At 54.1% G+C, this 19,370-nt stretch carries 20 protein-coding genes and 1 pseudogene; 16 read left to right on the forward strand and 5 right to left on the reverse strand.

All coding sequences use genetic code 11. The features are described 5' to 3' along the window. On the reverse strand, window positions 1-383 hold a 383-nt coding region (locus MV985_RS04585), incomplete at its 3' end, for an MBL fold metallo-hydrolase (protein ID WP_366085205.1). A gap of 228 nt (window positions 384-611) precedes the next feature. On the opposite strand from MV985_RS04585, the gene MV985_RS04590 reads away from it, so the two are divergent. Beyond that, window positions 612-1,769 (forward strand): tryptophan--tRNA ligase, encoded by a 1,158-nt coding sequence (locus tag MV985_RS04590; RefSeq protein ID WP_297463667.1) that lies wholly within the window; start codon window positions 612-614, stop codon window positions 1,767-1,769. A gap of 72 nt (window positions 1,770-1,841) precedes the next feature. Continuing rightward, the gene (locus MV985_RS04595) at window positions 1,842-3,590 is read left to right on the forward strand and encodes a M1 family aminopeptidase (protein WP_297463669.1); all 1,749 of its coding nucleotides are present in this window, start codon (window positions 1,842-1,844) and stop codon (window positions 3,588-3,590) included. 3 nt (window positions 3,591-3,593) lie between these two features. Here MV985_RS04595 and MV985_RS04600 read toward each other — a convergent pair whose 3' ends face one another. Further along, window positions 3,594-4,550 carry a hypothetical protein gene (locus tag MV985_RS04600; protein WP_297463707.1) on the reverse strand — a complete coding sequence of 319 codons (957 nt, stop codon included), beginning with the start codon at window positions 4,548-4,550 and terminating at the stop codon, window positions 3,594-3,596. Between the two features lie 88 nt (window positions 4,551-4,638). Between MV985_RS04600 and MV985_RS04605 the strand changes: the two genes are divergently transcribed. From MV985_RS04605 to MV985_RS04630, 6 genes are all read left to right on the forward strand, one after another. Then, a complete protein-coding gene (locus MV985_RS04605; protein WP_297463671.1) occupies window positions 4,639-5,316 on the forward strand; it encodes a fumarylacetoacetate hydrolase family protein in 678 nt (225 codons plus the stop codon). Between the two features lie 45 nt (window positions 5,317-5,361). Further along, window positions 5,362-5,703 carry a hypothetical protein gene (locus MV985_RS04610; protein WP_297463673.1) on the forward strand — a complete coding sequence of 114 codons (342 nt, stop codon included), beginning with the start codon at window positions 5,362-5,364 and terminating at the stop codon, window positions 5,701-5,703. A gap of 168 nt (window positions 5,704-5,871) precedes the next feature. Further along, the gene (locus MV985_RS04615; RefSeq protein ID WP_297463675.1) at window positions 5,872-6,135 is read left to right on the forward strand and encodes an ATP-binding protein; all 264 of its coding nucleotides are present in this window, start codon (window positions 5,872-5,874) and stop codon (window positions 6,133-6,135) included. A gap of 17 nt (window positions 6,136-6,152) precedes the next feature. Continuing rightward, window positions 6,153-6,479: an ATP-binding protein gene (locus MV985_RS04620; RefSeq protein ID WP_297463677.1), complete on the forward strand. Its 327-nt coding sequence runs from the start codon at window positions 6,153-6,155 to the stop codon at window positions 6,477-6,479. Continuing rightward, entirely contained in the window at window positions 6,377-6,697 is a 321-nt protein-coding gene (locus tag MV985_RS04625) for a helix-turn-helix domain-containing protein (protein WP_297463679.1), read from the forward strand. The genes MV985_RS04620 and MV985_RS04625 overlap by 103 nt, the downstream gene beginning before the upstream one ends. A gap of 44 nt (window positions 6,698-6,741) precedes the next feature. Continuing rightward, window positions 6,742-7,218 (forward strand): DUF234 domain-containing protein, encoded by a 477-nt coding sequence (locus MV985_RS04630; protein WP_297463680.1) that lies wholly within the window; start codon window positions 6,742-6,744, stop codon window positions 7,216-7,218. Window positions 7,219-7,222: 4 nt separating this feature from the next. Here the strand turns inward: MV985_RS04630 and trm14 are convergent, their stop codons facing one another. Further along, on the reverse strand, window positions 7,223-8,320 hold the full coding sequence (gene trm14, locus MV985_RS04635) for a tRNA (guanine(6)-N2)-methyltransferase (RefSeq protein WP_297463681.1): 1,098 nt from the start codon (window positions 8,318-8,320) through the stop codon (window positions 7,223-7,225). A gap of 184 nt (window positions 8,321-8,504) precedes the next feature. Here trm14 and MV985_RS10155 point away from each other — a divergent pair. The 5 genes and pseudogenes from MV985_RS10155 to MV985_RS04655 form a co-directional block, all read left to right on the forward strand. Next, window positions 8,505-8,723: pseudogene (locus MV985_RS10155) on the forward strand (methyltransferase); the annotation flags it as partial. A gap of 35 nt (window positions 8,724-8,758) precedes the next feature. Next, window positions 8,759-9,232, forward strand: a complete 474-nt coding sequence (locus MV985_RS04640; protein WP_297463683.1) for a hypothetical protein — start codon at window positions 8,759-8,761, stop codon at window positions 9,230-9,232. Further along, window positions 9,208-9,555, forward strand: coding sequence for a hypothetical protein (locus MV985_RS04645; RefSeq protein ID WP_297463685.1), 348 nt, complete (start codon window positions 9,208-9,210; stop codon window positions 9,553-9,555). The genes MV985_RS04640 and MV985_RS04645 overlap by 25 nt, the downstream gene beginning before the upstream one ends. Window positions 9,556-9,594: 39 nt before the next feature. Further along, window positions 9,595-10,275: an ABC transporter ATP-binding protein gene (locus MV985_RS04650; RefSeq protein WP_297463687.1), complete on the forward strand. Its 681-nt coding sequence runs from the start codon at window positions 9,595-9,597 to the stop codon at window positions 10,273-10,275. After that, window positions 10,244-12,193, forward strand: coding sequence for an FtsX-like permease family protein (locus MV985_RS04655; RefSeq protein ID WP_297463689.1), 1,950 nt, complete (start codon window positions 10,244-10,246; stop codon window positions 12,191-12,193). The genes MV985_RS04650 and MV985_RS04655 overlap by 32 nt, the downstream gene beginning before the upstream one ends. Here the strand turns inward: MV985_RS04655 and MV985_RS04660 are convergent. Continuing rightward, the gene (locus MV985_RS04660; RefSeq protein WP_297463691.1) at window positions 12,190-13,263 is read right to left on the reverse strand and encodes a GTPase; all 1,074 of its coding nucleotides are present in this window, start codon (window positions 13,261-13,263) and stop codon (window positions 12,190-12,192) included. The two genes, MV985_RS04655 and MV985_RS04660, sit on opposite strands and share 4 nt — an antisense overlap. After that, window positions 13,217-13,552 (reverse strand): TIGR04076 family protein, encoded by a 336-nt coding sequence (locus MV985_RS04665; RefSeq protein WP_297463692.1) that lies wholly within the window; start codon window positions 13,550-13,552, stop codon window positions 13,217-13,219. Before MV985_RS04665 ends, MV985_RS04660 begins: the two co-directional genes overlap by 47 nt. A gap of 61 nt (window positions 13,553-13,613) precedes the next feature. Here MV985_RS04665 and MV985_RS04670 point away from each other — a divergent pair, with 61 nt between their 5' ends. Genes MV985_RS04670 through MV985_RS04680 form a run of 3 tightly spaced genes read left to right on the forward strand, consistent with a single transcriptional unit; the run spans window position 13,614 to window position 19,370 of the window. After that, window positions 13,614-15,074, forward strand: coding sequence for a DUF515 domain-containing protein (locus MV985_RS04670; RefSeq protein ID WP_297463693.1), 1,461 nt, complete (start codon window positions 13,614-13,616; stop codon window positions 15,072-15,074). A 10-nt stretch (window positions 15,075-15,084) separates the two neighbouring features. After that, on the forward strand, window positions 15,085-15,936 hold the full coding sequence (locus MV985_RS04675; protein ID WP_297463694.1) for a hypothetical protein: 852 nt from the start codon (window positions 15,085-15,087) through the stop codon (window positions 15,934-15,936). After that, a complete protein-coding gene (locus MV985_RS04680) occupies window positions 15,936-19,370 on the forward strand; it encodes an ATPase, T2SS/T4P/T4SS family (protein ID WP_297463695.1) in 3,435 nt (1,144 codons plus the stop codon). Before MV985_RS04675 ends, MV985_RS04680 begins: the two co-directional genes overlap by 1 nt.

Consider the following 19,370-nt stretch of genomic DNA (forward strand, 5'->3'; position numbering starts at 1 on the left):
TCGAAGACGAAGCCGCCGGAGTTCTCTATCGAGCGGTGAACCGTTCTGAAGTGGAAGACCCTTATCCCGTCAAGCTCGACCCACTCGTTGAACGGAAGTCCGTGATAACGCCATTCCCTGTTTTCGGGGGCGGCACCTCCGAGGAAGAGCGAAGCCAAGCGCTTTGCCACCTCAACGCCCTGCCCGTGGGAGTAGACATCCAGTTCCTTAAAAACCTGAAGCTCTGGAAAGCCCGCTATGTGGTCAAAGTGGGCGTGGGTTATGAAGATCCCCTCAACTTTTTTGTTCAGCCTCTCGAGGTGGTAGTGTAAGTCTGGACTCGGATCAATAAGGGTTCCCTCGAAGTAGAACGAAAACCTCGTTCTCCTTAGAGCGGGGTTAATCCTTGCCCTTAAACAGTTCTCGCAGCTGCAGAGCGGTTTCGGCGTCCGCTGTACGAACCCGAACCCAGCACGACCGCCTTCATGTTCCCACCGCTACCCTGATGACCCAAAACTTTAAATCTCTTCCTCCTTCTTTACACCCATGCGCGGTGGTCGTTTTTGGCTCTGGTGAACCTCTCTTCTACTCCGCCTTAGTTCGGAGTTTCATTTCCACTGGAAACGGAGGTGTTGGAATTGGAGTTTAAGGTTACCCCCTGGGACGTTGAGGGAGTCGTGGACTACGAAAGGCTGATCGAACAGTTTGGGACGAGTCCGCTGACGGAGGAGTTGATAGAGAAAACCGCAAAGCTCACCGGGGGCGAGCTCCCGATATTCTTCAGGAGGCGCTTTTTCTTCTCCCACAGGGACTACGACAAGGTTTTGGCCGACTACGAGAGCGGGAGGGGCTTCTTCCTCTATACAGGTAGGGGTCCGAGCGGTCCGATGCACATAGGCCACATCATTCCCTTCTACGCGACCAAATGGCTCCAGGAGAAGTTTAACGTTAACCTCTACATCCAGATAACCGACGATGAGAAGTTCCTCTTCAAGGAGAAGCTAACCCTGGAAGAAACCAAGCGCTGGGCCTATGAGAACATTCTCGACATCATAGCGGTCGGCTTCGACCCGGATAAAACCTTCATCTTCCAGAACAGCGAGTTCACCAAGATCTATGAGATGGCCCTTCCGATAGCAAAAAAGATCAACTTCTCCATGGCAAAAGCGGTTTTCGGCTTCAACGAGCAGAGCAAGATAGGAATGATATTCTATCCTGCGATACAGGCCGCTCCAACGTTCTTCGAGAAGAAGCGCTGTTTAATTCCAGCGGCCATAGACCAGGACCCCTATTGGAGACTTCAGAGGGACTTCGCGGAGAGTCTCGGTTACTACAAAGCTGCGGCACTCCACTCGAAGTTTTTCCCACCCCTAACCGGTCTGGAGGGCAAGATGAGCGCTTCTAAACCGGAAACGGCTGTCTACCTCACCGACGATCCTGAGGAAGCCGGTAAGAAGATATGGAAGTTCGCATTAACGGGCGGAAGGGCCACAGCGAAGGAGCAGAGGGAGAAAGGAGGAGAACCTGAGAAGTGCGTCGTCTTCAAGTGGTTCGAGATATTCTTCGAGCCCGACGACGAGAAGCTCATGGAGCGCTATAGGGCGTGCAAGAGTGGAGAACTCCTCTGCGGCCAGTGCAAGCGTGAGCTTATCGAGCGCGTCCAGAAGTTCCTGAAGGAGCACCAGGAGAGGCGTAAAAAGGCCGAGAAACTGGTAGATAATTTCAAGTACACCGGAGAACTGGCCAGGGAGCAGTGGGACAAGGCAATACCGGAGGCGTTGAAGGACTGAAGCTGATTTTTAATCTTCCTTCTCAAAACCTTTTTATACTTCTAGGGGTTTAACTTCTACTGGTGGGTAAAAATGCGGAAGGCCCTTTTGGCGCTCCTTCTTATCCTCGTGGTTCTCGTGAGCGGCTGTCTGGGGGGCACTTCCCGGACGAACACTGCATCTTCCAGCCCATTGACGACCGAAAATCCAGCGAAATCCCCGGATTTCTCTGTAATCTACCCCGAAAACCCAATCGTAGAAAACCTGGGCATGGACGAGGGCGGTCCGCTCCTCGAGAACATCTACTCCCCCACCGCGATCCAATGGGGGAACCTCACCATCGAGTACAATGGGAGCAGGATCAGGGGCCGTTACGACTTTGTTCTTTCAAACGTCTCGGAGAACGTCATCTATCTTGCCCTCACCGGCGTTCCCGACGACCCCGATGTTCTGAGGCTCAACCTGACGATTGAGGGTGTCCCCGTTGACCTTTCCCGTCTCAGCGGGAGCAGGATTTTCTTTGAGGAGGCTTTTGGACGTCCGATAACACGGAGCTATTTAACCGTCTATGAGATACGCTTCAACTCATCGAGGAAAGACCTCCGTGGGGAGGTAGAGTACTCGCTGAAATACCCGGTCTTTCTCGACATGCCAGAGCAGTACGCGGGTTCGCCCCTCACATGGTGGGATATTGGGGCCGAGCCGGTGGGTCTCAACATGACTTACTCCCTGCCCGAGGGCTACACCCTTGTGGTGCCCGGCTTTGGGGCCTTCAACGGTTCTGGAACGCTGAAGGGAGAAAAGCTCCTTCAACTCCTCTTTGGTTCCTTCATCAACGACGGCCCGGTGGTCGTCGAGAAAGTCCCCGCGGCGGGCATTAACGTGACGGTTTATATCCCCTATGGACAGTACAGCCCGCGCTACTGGGTGTACTTGGAGAGGATCATAAACTTATCCGTTGAAACCTACGTCAATGTCACTGGAGTCAGGCCCTTTAGCGACATACATCTAGCGATTAACCCCGACTTCACGGGCTCCTTTATGATAGACGGCACCAACTCGGTTGTCATAGGTGAGAGGCGTGGTATCGAGCTAATCGTCCGCAAGAGAACCGGCTCCATACCGCACGAGCTTGCCCACATCTGGTTCGCAGGATACGCGGATTTCAAGTATTTCAACGAAGGTCTTGCCTCCTACCTTCAGTCCCTTGCCCTGAGGCGTATCGTACCTGGTCGCTTTAATACGTACCTGGAGCTAAATGAAAAGTTCATCATCCAATACGGGAGGTCGATCTCGATCCACGATGCCATGTCCGGGAACCTGCTGGATTTGAGGAAGCTCAACGTATCCACGGTGCTTTACACTAAAGGAGCATTTGCCCTCCGTTCCCTCCAGTTCGTCCTCGGCGACGAAACGTTCTATAAAGGACTTCACGAGGCCTTGATACGGTGCCATGGGACAGAGTGTGGCCTGACCGATCTTGAGGAGATTTTTGAGAACGTTTCTGGGGAAGACCTCGACTGGTTCTTCAGCGAATGGTTCAATTCAACGTTGCTACCGGACTACACCGTTGAGAACCTTGCCGTGACCAACGAGAGTGGTTCGTACAGGCTCGTCTTTAAACTCGTTGACAGGAGCAACTTCACGATGCCCGTTCAGGTTAGAGTGGTTACGGAGAATGCCAAGTTCATGGACATAACCGTCAGAGTGGAGAAGGGTCTTGGAAGCGCGGATATTACGCTGGAGGCAAAGCCGGTGATGATAGTAATTGACCCGGATGAGTGGATGGCGAACATAAACCGGAAGTTCGAGGTAGAGGGGATACGGGTGGAGGTCAACTAGGGGCTAAAACACGCTCCACTCCTCCTCGAACTCCTTTTCTTCTTTTCCTCCCTCCAGCTCGACCGTGAAGGTCTCCCCGGCCCTGACGTCGGGCCTCAGCGGTACGTCGAGGATCCCCCGTATGATGAACTCGCCGTGCCCCATGACGACGGTGCCGTCGCCGAGGCTGCTCAGAACCATCTTCGGCGTCACCGTTCCATAGGTTCCCACCATGACAACCTTCTCCTTTGGGAGCATCCTCTTCCTGAACTCGAACGATCTCCCCCTTCCAATGACCCTCTCATGGGAGAAGCCCTCCGCCCCTATGGTGACTTTAACTCCTCTCGCTTTCCTTAGCTCTGAGTACACACTCCCCGTGATAAACTTTCCATCTCCCCTGAAGCTTACCTGCGCCGAGTCCTCATCAACGGCAAGTGTAATAGTTCCCGAACCCCTAACCGCTCCCTCGTCAGTGAAGAAGAGCAGCAGGATGCCCTTATAGGGCTCGTCCCTTATCCTCACCGCCGGGACGCTCACCTCCCCGGTTCCGTCCCCCGCGACAGTTACCCGAAACCCCTCACTGGGGAAGGGAATGCTCGACCCCACACCCTTCTCCCCGGGGATGAACTTCCTCTCAACGTGGTAGCTCCTGTTTCTTCCGCTCCCGACCCAGTAGCCCCTCATCTCGAGCCTCCCGATCTCGAACTCCCGGCCCTCCTGGAAGGAGACTCCAGAATCCGAGAAGCTCACCATCTCCGCGAAGTTTTGGGCTCTCCTGTATTCCCGTCTCTTTCTGAGCAGGGCGTAAACCCCAAAGAGCATCGTCGCCATGAAGAAGGCGGAGAAGCCGAGGATGAAAACGCTGCCCCCTGGAACGTTGAGCAACATAAAGCCGAACATCGCCAGGAAGACTGCCATGAACACTACCATGAACGCGAGGGCCAGTGCACTTCCCCTTTCACTGAGAACGACGAGCCTCATGATGCCCACCGTTGGAAGTTGCTCTGAGGGTTATTATCATTTGCGAGCGCTTTATAACCCTCGGTTCTAACTAGATACGGTGTTGGGGATGGTCAGGCTACCGTTCCGCGATACTCATTACGATGTGAGGCCGAGCAAAATCGTTGCTTTGGCCAAAAACTATGTCGAACACGCGAGGGAAATGGAGAGCGACGTTCCCGAGAGGCCAGTCTTCTTCCTGAAACCACATTCGGCCTTAATCGGTCCCGGAGAGCCCATAATCCTCCCAAGAATGAGTAAAAGGGTTGACCACGAGGTCGAGCTGGCTGTGATAATAGGGAGACGTGCAAAGCGCGTCCCGGAGGAGAAGGCGATGGACTACGTTCTCGGCTACACGATTCTCCTCGACATCACAGCTCGCGATCTCCAAGCTGAGGCGAGAAAAAAGGGACTTCCCTGGACTGTTGCGAAAGGCTTCGACACCTTCGCACCCGTTGGGCCGAGAATCGTTGATAGGAGGGAGCTCGACATTTCGAATCTTGAAATCGGCCTGAAGGTGAACGATCAGATAAGACAGCTCGGAAGGACGAGCGAAATGATATTCAAGGTTCCAGAGCTGATTGAATACATAAGCTTGATAATGACGCTCGAACCCGGTGATATAATATCTACCGGCACGCCGGCTGGAGTTGGCCCGCTAAGGCACGGCGATAAAGTCGAGGCGTGGATAGAAGGCATAGGAAGGGTCGAGTTCGACGTTCTGGCGGAGGGTTCGATACTCTGCTGAGAAACTTTTTTAAGTTCTTCTCTCCTGACTTTGTCTGGTGGTATGATGAGGGGACGCTCTGCGGTGTTTGCCATTCTTTTGATTGCGGCGGTTCTCTCGGCCGGCTGCATCGAGGGAGGAAACTTCGTCTACTCCAGGGGGAAAACCCTCTCCCCGGGAGACTCGCTCAGCTATGCCTTCAGCGGCCCCGCAAACCTGACGGTCAAGGTAAGCTCGAACGTTCCCGTTGAGGTTAAAATAGTCGGGGACGGCGGCGTCCTGAAGGATTTTGGAGAGACAAGGAGGGTAGACACCGTCGTTCAGCTTCCGAAGGGGAAGTGGAAGGTGATAATCAAAAATCCGGGGAATGGGAGGGCGGTTCTTGACATCGAGATCAAGGGTCGATGATACGGCCCTTTGTTTTTCTCCCTCAATGGAGAGAGGACTATCAGAAGGGCCTGGAGCGCCTTCGCGGACAGGTACGGGGACCTCAAGGAAACCTCCCTTCCTTTTAAAGTTTTTCAGTTCATGGTCTGTGGCAAAAGCCCTAAATAGTTATGGGTCGAGTATAATACCATGTCAATAACTTTCGTTGACAGGGAAAGTGAGCTCTCCTTCAGGGGGGAGCTTTGGGAACGGGACAACTCTTTCCTCCCGATATATGGGAGGAGAAGGATCGGTAAGACCCGCCTGGTGAAGGAGTTCATTAAGGATAAGCCCGCCGTCTATCATCTTGCCAGAAACAGCACCTACCTCGACAACCTGAGGGGCTTCGGGGGGGCGGTTCTTGAGAAGTACCCCAGCCCTTATCTCACTCCGGAGTCGTTTTCAGGTACCTGAGCGAGAAAGGGAAGGTAGTGGTTGTGGTAGACGAGTTTCCCTACCTTATTCAGTCCGACAGGAGGGTTCTCGGCGAGTTTCAGTACATTGTTGATGAGATTGTAAGGACCTCCGAGCTTCACCTGATTCTCGTCGGTTCGAGTGTTGGCATGATGGAGGAGCACGTCCTGAGCCAGAAGAGTCCTCTCTACGGCAGGAGGGACGGCCAGATAAGGCTCGAACCCCTCGATTTCTTCAACTCATGGAGGCTCCTCGGAGTCGGCCTGGAGGAAGCGATAAAGATATACGGCGTAACCGGGGGGTCCCTGCTTATCTGGTTCTTTTCAACCGGTTCGATGACCTGAAAAGGCTCGCCTTCAGCAAGCAGGGCTTCCTCTACGCTGAGGGGGATTTCCTCCTTTCGAGCGAGCTGAGGGAACCGAAGGTCTACAAGCTAATTCTTAAAGCAGTTGCGGAGGGAAAGACGCGCTTCAACGAGATAAGCACCTTCACAGGGATACCCCGCTCGAACCTCTTCAAGTACGTCGAGGTCCTTGAGAGGCTCGGCTTTTTAAAGAGGTAAAACCGATAACGGCCCCTCCGAAGACGAAGAACACCCGATATAAGATGGCCGACAACTACATCGGCTTTTACTTCCGCTTCGTGGAGAGGTACAGGGATGAAGTGGAGCTTGAGAGCCTCGACTTCTGGGGGGAGTTCCTCGAGGAGTACAACGCCTATCTGGGTGGGATATTCGAAGACGTCGCGAGGCAGTTTTTGATTAAACTCAACAAGGCTGGAAGACTGCCCTTCCGCTTTACAAAGGTCGGAAGATGGTGGAGAAAAGGAGAAGAGATAGATATCGTTGCTTTGAACGAGCGGGAGAGGAGGGCTTTGCTCGTGGAGATCAAGTGGAAAGACCTGAGCATGAGAAAAGCTCGGGGAGTTCTCAAAGACTTGGAAAGGAAGGGTGAGTTAATTGGATTGGAAGGCTGGGAGAAGAGCTATGGTCTCGTGGCGAGGAAAGTTAAGGGTAAGGAGCGGCTCGGGGAAAACGGCTTTCTAGCTTGGGACTTGAGCGACTTTGTCGAGCTGCGCCCGTAGTCCCTCATTCTATCACGTACGTATGAACCATCAGTCCGCCGTGGCCGATTAAGCGGTGATGCCTGATCTCGAAGCCGTTCTCTTCCATAGCTTTCTCTATCGCCCTCTTCTCCGTCGTTATGAAGACGCCGCGCTTCTCAAGGACTCTGGCAAGTTCGCTGAAGAACTCCGAGTACAGCCCCGGTATCATGCTCTTCCTTCCGATTTTGAGGCCGTAGGGCAAATTGCTCACGGCGAAGTCAACGCTCTCAACGTACTCACTGAGCTTTGTGGCATCACCGAGGACGAACTCTATCTTGTTATAAACGCCGGCGCTCAGGGCGTTCATCTTCGCCCCGCGGAGGTGCTTCCTGTACTTCTCGAGGCAGGTTATTCTACCTTCATAGCCCCTGAGGGCCAGCTCTATTGGAATCGTTCCAGAGCCACAGAAGGGGTCTATGAAGGAACCCCCATCGGGTTTCGCCAGCTCTATGAGCGCGTTCGCTATGCTCGCCTTCAGATGTGCCGGATGGTCGTAAACTCTCCACGGCCTCTTGTGGAGGGATGAATCTCCGGTCGTATCAATCCCTAGGAAAAATACCTCTCCAATCAGTTCAGCCCTAAAAATCACGGCCGGGTGGTCGAGGTTCACCTTTGGCTTTCCAAACCTCTCCAAGCGCTCGAATATTGCCTTCCCGACGGTTTTGGCTATATCAACGCTCGTTATCCTGTGCTCTCCCTTCCGGAAAGACCTTACCGCGAAGCTCTCGCTCACCTTTACGAATCGCTCCACTGGAAGGGAAGCCACAAAATCCCCGATTTTCCCGAGGGCCACTTCAGGTTCATCTTCACCTATCCCCTCAAAGCGCCCGCTCGCTATCTCAACTATAACCCTGTGGAGGAGCCTTGAGCGCTCGTTTAGATAAGTGACAACGCTCAGCTCCCTCTTCCTTCCCTTCTCGTCGGTGTAGAAGGCCTCGCCGACCTCGGCTAAAACGCGACCTTCAACGCCGAGCGGTTTCTCCTCCACTCGAAACGAAACTCCAATTTCCTCCAGCAGTGAACGAACTTCAGCACTGGCTAGATCTTCGATTCCCCTCGATGTTGTTAGAATTAGCCTCATGATTGGCGCTTTTTTGCATCTCTTAAAAGGCTTTGGTCATAAGCCTTAAGTATTCTTGGTAAATAATTTTTCATCATGAGAAACTCCTGGCGCTTCAGGAGGCTAGTCTTTTTGGTTTTCTCGACGATTCCCCTTATCTCTGCGCTTCCACTATCCCCCAATAACGGGCACGGTCGGAGAGCTTATGCGCTTTGTCGGTTTGGTCATTATGCTCGTCTCCGGAGGGATAGCTGTCTACGTCCACTCACTCTTTCCAAAAAAGCACGACAGGCATGAAGACTTCGGGAAGCTCCTCAAGGACGGTCCCTACCGCTTTGTGAGGCATCCGTTTTATTCGGCTTTCCTGTTCCTCGGCTTTGGGATTGCCCTCTTCTTTGCCAGCGTTCCCGGAATAGCTGTCTCGCTCCTCATGGTCCCCTCTGGGAAAGGCTCGCCAAGATGGAGGAGGGGGAACTTCTGGAATACTGGGGCAGGGAATACGGGGAGTTCATGGAAACCAGAGGCAGGTTCCTGCCAAGAACTTATACGTGCCCGGGCAGGCTTTTTCTCCTTCTCACGGTTTTCCTCCTCGGCTATTTTACTCTCTACGGTCTCAAGGCGCTTTTCGTTGATAGCTACACGGTTGAGTTCCTCATCCGCGTTGCCGTTCTCTCGATCTTAACCCTTGCCTTCGTCCTTTTCATCTCAAAATCCCTGGGAATAAAGGCCGACTTCGGCTTCAGAAGGGAAGAAATCTGGAGGAGCTTCCTACTTGCCTCGGCCCTCTCTTTGCCGAGTCCGCTCCTCCAGCTTCAAGCGGGGAGCTTTCACGCTTTCACGTTCAAACATCCGTTGCCTTGGTATTCCTCTCCTACCTGCTCTTCGCCATTTACACTTTCTCCTTTTTCATGGCCTTCCCAATCGAGGTTTTAGCTCCGTGCGGAAGGCTCTGGCTGATCGTTCCGCCGCTCTTTCTCTTCGTTTACGACAGCTACTACTTCAACGCGGGGAAGATGCCTCCACTCGGTGATCTAATCCTGTTCGTTCTCCTTTACCCATTCGTTTACATGAAGACGAGAAACGTTGCTGGGATTGTCTTGGCGTATCTTCTTATAGTGGAATGGGACCCTTGGTGGGCCTTCGGAATCGCTTACGGGTGGGATGCCTTTAGGATCGCCGGGCCGATTAGGGTTGGCCTTTCTCTGCTCTCGGCGTTCGTTTTCCTGAAAATCGCACGAACTCGGGACAAACTTTAAATTCAGTTCATCTAACTCTAGCTTGTAAGGTGATAACGAGTGATTGAGGTTCGCAACCTGACCAAGCACTACGAGTTCGGCAACGTTACGGCCCTCAAGAGGATAAACCTGACCTTCGAGGACGGGAGGTTCTACGTTATCGCCGGCGCCTCGGGAAGCGGTAAGACGACACTCCTCAACATCTTGAGCGGAATCGACGGGCCTACCTCTGGCGAGGTTCTCGTTGACGGCGTCAGGATTCATTCTCTGAAGGAGAAGGAGCTGAGGCGTTACCGCCTCGAAAACTTTGGAATCGTTTTTCAGTTCTTCTACCTCGTGCCCTATCTTACGGGCCTTGAGAACGTTCTGCTTCCGATGAAGTACTCAAAGAAGGTTGAGAACCCCGAGACGAGGGCGAGGGAGCTTTTGAAACTCGTCAACGCGGAGCACCTAGCCAATAAACTTCCCGAGCACATGAGCGGTGGCGAGATGCAGAGAGTAGCTATAGCCAGAGCTTTAGCGAACAGGCCAAGATACCTCTTTGCCGACGAGCCGACGGCCAACCTCGACTGGGAGAACAAAGTTAGAATCTGGGAGCTTTTGAGGAAGGTGAACCGCGAGGAAGGAGTTACTGTCATAGCGGCGACCCACGAGAGAGACTTTTTCCGCTTTGCTGACGTTGTGATAACCCTCAGGGACGGTGAGGTTCATGAGGTTAAAAACAACCCTCAGAAAGCTTAAACATGAGAAGAAAAGGGCCGTAACGGTTTTCTTGATCTTCGCGTTCCTGAGCCTCGGCATCAACTTTACCCTCTCGGGAATCGGAAGCTTCATCAAGGCCATCGACGACTTTTCGCACATAGGAAACGTTGAGCTGGTTGTTCAAGGCGTGAACGTTGAGAACCTCACCCGCTTTGACGAGGTCGTCAACTATCTCTACTTCAACAACGGAAAGGTTGAGCTGAACGGAAAAACGTATGACGTTCTAATCGGCTACGGACGCTTTTATGTTCCCAAGGTTCAGAGTTCACCTGAAGGCGTTTACGTTCTGGCCTTTCCTGAAGCTAAGCGGGGCGATAAAATCCAGATCAACGGAAAAACATACACCGTGTTAGGGTCGTACTACTACCTCATGGGTGAGCCGGTAGTCCTGACGATGGATAGGGGCAAGAACCTCTACGCCTTCATGAGGTGCAACGACACTAAAGCTTTGGCCGAGTTCCTGATGAGCCACGCGAGGGTTCGCTACTTTCTCGTTTATCGGAACGGCCACGTTCCCTACATGGACGAGCTGAGGAACGTTAGGAACTTCGTCATGAGCTTCTTTTACCTCCTCCTTGGAACTGCGCTCCTTATCAAGGTTCTCGTAACCATATCCCACGTCAGGAGCAACACGAGAGAGGTCGGAGTTCTTAAGGCCCTGGGCATTCCCGATTCCTTCGTCTTCACGCTCTTTGTAGGCGATTACCTGATAGTCGCGCTCCTCGGCTACACCGCCGGGATCCTCCCCGGAATTCTTCTCGGAAGTTCGTTTAACATTTTCATAAACGTTCCCCTGCCACTAAAGCCGAACTACGTCTATCCGCTCAAGTTCGACGTTTTGATAATGCTGGCGATAGTTCTCATGGTTTCCCTGCCCTACCTCTACGTCTCCCGGATTAGGACGATAGATGCTTTGCGCTTCGTTCCAAAGAGGTCCTCTATCTTCAAGTTCTTGACTGTTTTCTTCGTAGTCTTTCTGGCATCGAGCTCGGCCTACTTTTCCCTCGTTGGCGTTGAGAAGCTCGCCCACTTCAGCGCTCCCTTCAACGTCTTGGCAATCGGCAGTCCCGAAAAGATATCAAAACTTCCCGGTGAAAAGGCGGGCTATCTGAGCGGTCAGAGCGTGAACGGAATAACCACCGAGGTTTACTTCTTCAACTACACGAGCATCTTTCGGAAAACCCTCGTCAAAGGAAGGTGGTTCGAGAGACCCGATGAAGCGGTCGTTGAAGTGGGCCTTGCGAGGAAGCTCCACATCAAGGCTGGAGATATAATCACGGTGAACATTCTCGGCGTTAACAGAACCTATCGCGTTGTCGGAATAAGTGACATGTTCTTCTACAACTATCGCGCCCTCTTCCTTCCAATGCAGGGTTTCCTCGAGCCAAGGAGGGACTTTATGAAAGTAAGCGACCCGGAGAAGGTCAAGGAAGAGCTTGAAGCTCAGGGGTTAAAAGTCTACACGCTTGACGACCTCAGGAGAATGACAGAGCAGAACCTTGTTCTCTTCAAAACGCCAGTTTACACGGTTATGCTCGTCACCTTCCTCGTGGGAGTCTTTGCAATCTTTACGTTGGTTTACCTCGATATCGAGGGTAATGAGAAGGTTTACGCAACGCTGAAGGCCATAGGGATTCCGGATTCGCACGTTGAGCGCGAATTCTTAGCAAAAACAGTCCCTTCGGCAGTCATTGGTTCGCTCCTAGCTCTTGCGCCGGCAATCCGTGTGGGTTACTACATCGGCAACATAATCTTGCCTGTCAACCTCTCGCTTAGCGATGCCCTAAGGGTTCTCCCGTTGTTTCCAGCCCTCTATGTTGCCTATGCTCTCTTCACGGTTCTCATCGTGAGGAAAGTAATGAAAAAGCTTGACGTGGTGAAAGCCTTGAGGGCTTAATCGAGAATCGCTATTGCTCCCTTCCACTTCTTCCCGAAGCACTCGCTCGCTAGAACGCTCTTCCCGGTCAGCTCCTCCAGGAACTTCAAAGCGGAGTCGCACTTCTTGAAGCCGGTCGCTATTCCAACGGTGAAACCCTCTATCTCCCTGATCCCGACGCGCTTCCGGTTGTCAAGTTTCTCCCTCAGCTCTTCGCCGTACTTCCACAGGATTCTCCTCGGGTCGAGGAGCAGGTCTTTCTCAACGCCATCGAGCACGTCCTCGAAGTCCCAGGTGAACTCGTTCTTCTTCCCTTCCTCCTTCCCGAAGAGTGTAAACCTTCCGGTCTGCCACTCGCGGAGGAACCATCTCGCCGTCTCCTCCAGATCAACCTCTCCGCCCGACTTTATAAGACCCCTTCTCTCACCGATCTTTCTCAGTATCTCCTCCTCGCTCTCGAACTCTTTTATGCCAAACTTTTCGGTTATCGCTTCCTTTCTCGTCTCCAGGATTCTCCCGATGAGCTTCAGGGCCGGTTTTACCGGTTCCTCTATCTTGTCAGCCGGAAAGCCGCCTTTGATGACGAGTTCGTCGAAATCATCTATTGGAACGACGCCAGGGCTGTCGAGGAGCCATATCCTCTTGCTTAACCTTATTAGCTGTTTCCCCTTTGTGTAGCCGGGTATTGGGGCCGTTTTCACCGCTTTCTTCCCCTTCAGTGTGTTGATTATCGTGCTCTTTCCAACGTTGGGGTAGCCTATTAGGGCCACCTTCACCCTCTCCTGCTCCTCGAGGAGGGGTCTCGCGAGCTTTTTGATTTCCTTCCGCAGGATTCCGGTTCCCTTTCTCTCCCTCGCGCTTATGAAAACCACCGGCACCTCGCTCTTCCGCTTGTACTCCTCCGCCCACTTTTTCGGCACTAAATCGGCCTTGTTCATGACTATTAGGAGGGGTTTTCCGCTCTCCTTAGCGAGTTTTTCAAGCTTCCTGTTGCGAGTTCCTATTGGGTCTCTCGCGTCAACCACCTCAACTATAAGGTCTGCCTCATCTATTGCCTCCCTCACCACTCTCCAGGCTTTTCTCGCCTTCATCTCGCACCACCGTTATCTCGAAGATGACCGTCCCGCCGTCCGTGTAGGGCGGCCCCGGGTCGAGGCACTGCACGTAAGCTTTCTCTCCTCTGCCGAGGCCCAGTTCGCCCGGTTTAATACCCTTTCGCAGCGCAACTATGTAGGGTAGCAGGGAGGCGAAGGCATGGGTGCATATCGCATCGGTCTCGTCGAGCTTTATCTCCGGCCCTTCTATGACTATCCTGTCCCCCGGTTTGAAAACCGGGCACTTTCCCCTTATCTCGATTACCCGGGCTTCAAGCCTTTCCATCGGCTCACCGAAATCTAAATAAAGCTTGGGGTTCAAAAACTATCCGGCTCCAAGACTGTTCATGATAACCCCGATGGTGGTGTTCAATGTGTCAGAGGATATCGAGGCGAAGATTCGCCGTCTGAGGGAGCTGGGAAAGGCCAGCGCCGATACGGAGGTTCCCCGGACGTCCGCTCCTCCGGTTAAGAAACCCCCGAGGAAGCCCCGCAGGATGGGGAGCATAAGGGACAGGGAGAGAAGGAGGAGAATCCTGATCGGATCCGCTATAATTCTGCTCATCGTTCTTGCCGTATCCGTTGGGGCCTACGCCTACCTCCAGAACAAGGAGGAAAAGGAACTGTCGAGCCTGCGCGCCAAAAAAATAGCCGAGGTCAACACATACTTCAACGAGAACGTCTTCAACAACACCAACTGTACGAAGGAGGTAAACCAGATAAAGGCCGCCCTCCTCAACCAGATACTCAGTGCGAAGTCGGTGGAGGAGCTGGAGGCGATAAACGTCAGGGCCAGCTACGAAGCGGCCCTCAAAAAATACAACGAGTGTCTCCAGCGCATGAAGGAACTTGAGCTGGAGCGGCAGCTTAACGCCACGAAGATGGAGAAGATAAAGGAAATCGAGCTGGAGTTCCAGCCGCTTCTCTCGATGCCCCTCCCGGATGACCTCAAGAGCAAGGCCGTGAAATACCTTAAGGAGCTCGAGAACCGCGTTATGTCCGCCAGGAGCATCGAGGAGGTTAAATCAATAAAGGCCGACCCCTACCTGCTCGAACTCTGGAGGGACTACCAGTTCTGGCGCATTGACCAGCTCGCCAGGATGGGCCACAAGGACGTCATCCTCGAGTACAAGGGGACCAAGAAGATGGTGTCTATTCAGGAGGCAAAGGCCATCCTCGGTGGAATACTGGACTATCGCGAGCTCATGGAGTACAAGGTCATGAAGGTCGAGTGGGTGGAGCTTTCGCTCGTCCTTCCGAAGAGGAACATCAACGGCGCCTTCATCTCGCCAGGGGACAGGATCAAGATCTACATCCGCGGCAACACGACCTCCTTCGACGGCTACTTCGAACTCGTCCTCCTTCCCGTTCAGGGCGGCTCCATCTCGGTCAGTGAGTCCCAGAGTCAGTCCTCCTCGTCCTCCGGATCGTCGTCAACCACATACAGTGAGAGCCACTCGACCTCGGCTTCCCCCGGAGGGGCCTCGATATCCGACAGCTCCTCGGCGAGCGACAGCTACACCACCAGCCAGTCTGCGAGCCAGAGTTCCTCGGCCAGCTACTCCTACAGCGTCAACCTCGGGGAGATACTCAAGGCGATAGCCGCCGGCAAGATACAGGCCAGCGAGCAGGTGAGAAGCCAGCTCAACGCCTACGGCTGGAAGGTTCTCAACCTCGAGCAGGAAACGGCACTGGCCGCCCTCGATTCCAACACCCAGCTGCTCGTCATAGTCAGGGTCCCCTCGATCTTCGTCCCGGACATACTCCAGAACCAGAACAACCTCTACATCGTGAGGGTCGCGACGTGAGGTGATCGGCGTGAGACGTTTCGTTGTTTTTCCCCTTCTCTTTTCCCTGCTATTCCTTCCGCTTCTACACATCCCGGGAGTAGCTTCGGTGCCGACGGGTGGGATGAACGGTCTGGTCATGATAGACCTCAATATCACCGTGGTGAACACCGCCCCCTTTCCCAAGTTCCTCGTGCTCAACCCCAACTATGTTATGACGGTCCATCGCCTCGGGAACAACGAGACAACGGCCGGATTTAACGGGAACCCCAGGATGGTGCTCAACTACAACCCCGGGATATGGCTGATGCCCTACGAGACCGTGGAGATAAACTTCCGGATAATAAAGGAGGAGTCCTACTCCCTTCCCGGGGTCCCCTGTTCGGGCGGTGACGGTAACTACCTCGCCTGCGGGGTTGTCATCCCCCAGCTCATAAACTCACCCACCCAGCTCTCCGCGAGGAGCATGTTCCCCGTTCTCGACGGTCACATAAGGATACTGAAGTACGAGGGAACCGTCAGCTTCGTCGTTAGCTCCACCGATACGGAGTTCCAGAAGTTCTTCGCCCTCACCGTTCCGGTCCTCTTCACGGACGGAGAGATGTACGGCTTCACCCCCAACTACACGATGACCTACGAGAACTACACCAGAAAGCTCTACGAGTACGCGGGCCTTTCGGTACCCGAGCGGACCGTCCCACAGCCAGCGTTCCCGTCCAATATGTTCGGCCTGACCAACACTCTCCTGACCGGGGTGAGCGTTGCCCCACCCGTCTTTAACATTCCGGAAAGCGAGAAATACGACCTTCCAGTCTGGTTCGTTACAACCAACAGCGGGATTGAAATAACCTACCGGGTAAAATGGCGTGAAAGGGGGATGTGATGTTGTTCCTTGACGGAGGCGATGAGAAGAAAAAGAGAAGGGAAACCTCCTGGATAGATGAGATACTCGGCGGGGAGGCCGATGTCCTTGAGGACATACTGAAGCGCGATGAAGGGAAGCAAAAGAAACCCGAAAAAAAGTCCACCAAGGGGGCTGATCTTCCCATCCCCGGGGGTCTGGAGTTCGAGGACATACTCGGCGCACCCGCAAAGGAGGAACCTCCCTCCACTCCAACTGGAGCCGACCTGCTCGGAGAAATTCTTGCCAGGGATGAAAAGCCCGCGGAGGAACCCCTTCTGAAGGGGCCGTCGGCGCTAAGGGAAGTACTCTCGTCGCGTCCGGCAACGGAGGAGACCAGCTACGTTGGAAGGGCCCAGGTGCTCGACGCCTACGGTAACGTTCGCATCCTCAGGGTCAAGGGTGAACCCGTCCCCATATACGAGCTACGCCTTCCAAAACTGAACAAGGATGAGGAGGAGCTTTTCCTCAGGATCCGAGAGAGGGCCATAACCGAACTCCAGATAGACCCCGCGGCATTTCCGAGTTTTGAGGAGCGTCGAAAGGCCTTTCTCAATGCCGTTAAGTCCATGATACGCGAGGAGGCTCCCCACTATTCGGAGGGCAGGATAGAGATCCTCGCCGAGATGATAGTCCAGTCCATGGTGGGTTACGGCAAGCTCGATCCACTCGTTCGGGATGACAACCTCGAGGAGATAATGGTCATAGGAACCAACAAGCCGGTCTACGTCTGGCACAGGCGCTTCAATATGTGCAAGACCAACATAGTCTTTTCGGAGGAAAAGGAGATCCTCAACATCATCGAGCGCATAGCCAGGGAGGTCGGCAGGAGGATAGACCAGCAGAGTCCGCTCTTGGATGCCCGCCTCCCCGATGGAAGTCGTGTTAATGCCACCATACCCCCGATAAGCCTCGATGGTCCGACCATAACCATCCGCAAGTTCAAGAAGGATCCCCTCACCATAATAGACCTCATCAAATACGGCACGATGAACACCGACATAGCGGCCCTCCTCTGGATATTCGTGGATGGACTCGGCGTCAAGCCCGCCAACGTTCTTGTGGCTGGAGGAACGGGTTCCGGAAAAACAACCACTTTAAACTCCCTCGGAATGTTCATCCCCCCGAGCGAGCGCGTCATAAGCATCGAGGACACCGCCGAGCTTCAGCTGCCCGTCGAACACTGGGTTAGACTCGAGACGAGGCCGCCCAACCTCGAGGGCAAGGGCGAGATAACGATGGACGACCTCGTCAAGAACACACTCCGTATGCGTCCCGATAGAATCATCGTCGGTGAGGTCCGCGGGCCGGAAGCGAGAACGATGTTCACCGCGATGAACACGGGGCATAATGGCGCCCTCTACGACTTCTCGGTCATCCAGCTCTCCGACGGACGCTTCGAGCTTATTGGTGATCTGATAGAAAAGCTCTTTGAGAAATACTCCGATGGAGTGAAGACCTACAGGGACCTGGAGTACGTTGAGCTGAACGAGGAAGACCGCTTTGAGGTGGTAAGCGTTGGGCCGGACCTAAAGGCAGGAAAGCACATCGTTTCCAGGGTCTGGCGGAGGAAGGTGAGGGCAGGCGAGAAGCTTCTGAGGATAAGGACGAGAACCGGAAACGAGGTGGTACTCACAAAGACCCATCCGTTCTTCGTGTTCTCGGACGGCGACGTCGTGAGGAAGGAGGCAGAGAAGCTCAAGCCCGGCGACCGGGTTGCCGTTATGCTCAACCCGCCGAGGCCGCCGCAGAGGAAGGCGATAGTAACCCCGGAGGTCTACGCCGGAATAAGCGACTACTACCTCGTCCCCAACGGAAAAGGCCTGGTAAGCGTCCCCAACGATGGTCTGCCTCCGGAGAAAGCCCAGTTCCTCCTCTCGGTCAACTCTAATCCAGTTAAGCTTGTCCGGGAAGTTGATGAAAGATTGGCTTACGCGGTCGGTGTAATACTCGGCGACGGCTACCTCTCCTCCGACGGCTACTACCTCTCGGCAACCTTCGACGATCCCGATTACATGGGGGCTTTCGTCGATTCCCTCTCGGCTTTCCTGCCTGAGAGTGCTCCCTCAATCAAGGACAACGGAACGAGCAAAGTTGTAACCTACGGCTCCAAAATCTTCGTGGACTTCCTCTCGAGGACCTTTGGAATCCCCAGGGGGAAGAAGGGCAACTGGGACGTCCCCCACCTGGTTCTCTCGAACGATGAGCTGATGCGCTATTTCCTCGCAGGACTCTTCGACGCCGACGGCTACGTTGATCCAAGCGGGCCTTCAGTAATCCTGACCACAAAGAGCGAGAATGCGGCGAGAAAAGTATGGTACGCCCTCCAGAGGCTCGGCATAATAAGCACCGTTACGAGGGTTAAGAAGGGGGGATTCAAGGAAGGTTACATCTTCCGCGTTACAGTGAGCGGTGTCGAGGACCTCAGGAAGTTCCGCTCGCTCATTCCTCTCCGCCATTCGGGGAAGAGGGCGAAGCTCGACGAAATCCTCGCGGAGAAGAGGTCCTATCGCGGCAGGAGAACCTACCGTGTGCCGATTTCAAGCGAGATGATAAGGCCGCTCCGCTTCAGGCTCGGCCTCAGCGTTGCGGAACTCTCAACATTAGCTTCCCACCACGCAGGAGAGAAGGTTTCGGAGAGCCTCATAAGGCACGTCGAGAAGGGCAGGATGGGTGAGATTAGACGCTCCGCACTGAAGGGAATCGCCCTGGCTTTCCAGCGGATAGCCAGCGATATCGGCGATGAAGATGCGTGGGTGATGGCGAAGCGCCTCCAGCTCATAGCGGAGAGCGACGTTTACTGGGATGAAGTTGTGAGCGTTGAGGAGGTCTCACCTGAGGAGCTTGGAATAGAGTACCTCTACGACTTAACAGTGGAGGACGACCACAACTACGTGGCCAACGGCATACTCGTCTCCAACTGTATGGGCACGATCCACGCCAACAGTGCCCGCGAGACCATAGTCAGGCTTGAAAGCCCGCCGATGAACGTCCCGAGGGTGATGATCCCCGCCCTCGACATAATCCTGATGCAGGTTCGCTTTCACAGCAGGAAGAAGGGAACGATAAGGCGTGTTACCGAGATAGCCGAGGTCTCTGGTATCGAGGCAGGGAACGTCCAGCTGAACACCCTCTACAAGTACGACCCGGCTAAGGACGAGCTCGTTCCAACGGGTGTTCCCAGCAGGACACTCAACGAACTGGCGAGGCACACCGGGATGAGCGTGGCCGAGCTCGAGCTGGAGAAGGAGAAGAGGAAGATAGTCCTCGACTGGATGATCGAGGAGGGCATCAGGGGTATAGAAAAGGTCGGTCACTACATAAGGCAGTTCTACGTGGACGAGAGCGCCCTCCTTCGGAAGATAGAGATGGGCGGCAGCGTTGAGCTCAGCGAGAGGGTACGGAGTCTGATGTGA

Origin of the sequence: Thermococcus sp., assembly GCF_027012695.1 — an archaeon.
Taxonomy (GTDB): Archaea; Methanobacteriota_B; Thermococci; order Thermococcales; family Thermococcaceae; genus Thermococcus.

What these genes read in the sequence shown, in the direction of transcription:
- MV985_RS04595 (WP_297463669.1), top strand. Translation starts at nt 1,842, where the DNA reads ATGCGGAAGGCCCTTTTGGCGCTCCTTCTTATCCTCGTGGTTCTCGTG.
- MV985_RS04600 (WP_297463707.1), bottom strand. Translation starts at nt 4,550, where the DNA reads ATGAGGCTCGTCGTTCTCAGTGAAAGGGGAAGTGCACTGGCCCTCGCG.
- MV985_RS04605 (WP_297463671.1), top strand. Translation starts at nt 4,639, where the DNA reads ATGGTCAGGCTACCGTTCCGCGATACTCATTACGATGTGAGGCCGAGC.
- MV985_RS04610 (WP_297463673.1), top strand. Translation starts at nt 5,362, where the DNA reads ATGAGGGGACGCTCTGCGGTGTTTGCCATTCTTTTGATTGCGGCGGTT.
- MV985_RS04615 (WP_297463675.1), top strand. Translation starts at nt 5,872, where the DNA reads ATGTCAATAACTTTCGTTGACAGGGAAAGTGAGCTCTCCTTCAGGGGG.
- MV985_RS04625 (WP_297463679.1), top strand. Translation starts at nt 6,377, where the DNA reads ATGGAGGCTCCTCGGAGTCGGCCTGGAGGAAGCGATAAAGATATACGG.
- MV985_RS04630 (WP_297463680.1), top strand. Translation starts at nt 6,742, where the DNA reads ATGGCCGACAACTACATCGGCTTTTACTTCCGCTTCGTGGAGAGGTAC.
- trm14 (WP_297463681.1), bottom strand. Translation starts at nt 8,320, where the DNA reads ATGAGGCTAATTCTAACAACATCGAGGGGAATCGAAGATCTAGCCAGT.
- MV985_RS04640 (WP_297463683.1), top strand. Translation starts at nt 8,759, where the DNA reads ATGGAGGAGGGGGAACTTCTGGAATACTGGGGCAGGGAATACGGGGAG.
- MV985_RS04645 (WP_297463685.1), top strand. Translation starts at nt 9,208, where the DNA reads ATGGCCTTCCCAATCGAGGTTTTAGCTCCGTGCGGAAGGCTCTGGCTG.
- MV985_RS04655 (WP_297463689.1), top strand. Translation starts at nt 10,244, where the DNA reads ATGAGGTTAAAAACAACCCTCAGAAAGCTTAAACATGAGAAGAAAAGG.
- MV985_RS04660 (WP_297463691.1), bottom strand. Translation starts at nt 13,263, where the DNA reads ATGAAGGCGAGAAAAGCCTGGAGAGTGGTGAGGGAGGCAATAGATGAG.
- MV985_RS04665 (WP_297463692.1), bottom strand. Translation starts at nt 13,552, where the DNA reads ATGGAAAGGCTTGAAGCCCGGGTAATCGAGATAAGGGGAAAGTGCCCG.
- MV985_RS04670 (WP_297463693.1), top strand. Translation starts at nt 13,614, where the DNA reads ATGATAACCCCGATGGTGGTGTTCAATGTGTCAGAGGATATCGAGGCG.
- MV985_RS04680 (WP_297463695.1), top strand. Translation starts at nt 15,936, where the DNA reads ATGTTGTTCCTTGACGGAGGCGATGAGAAGAAAAAGAGAAGGGAAACC.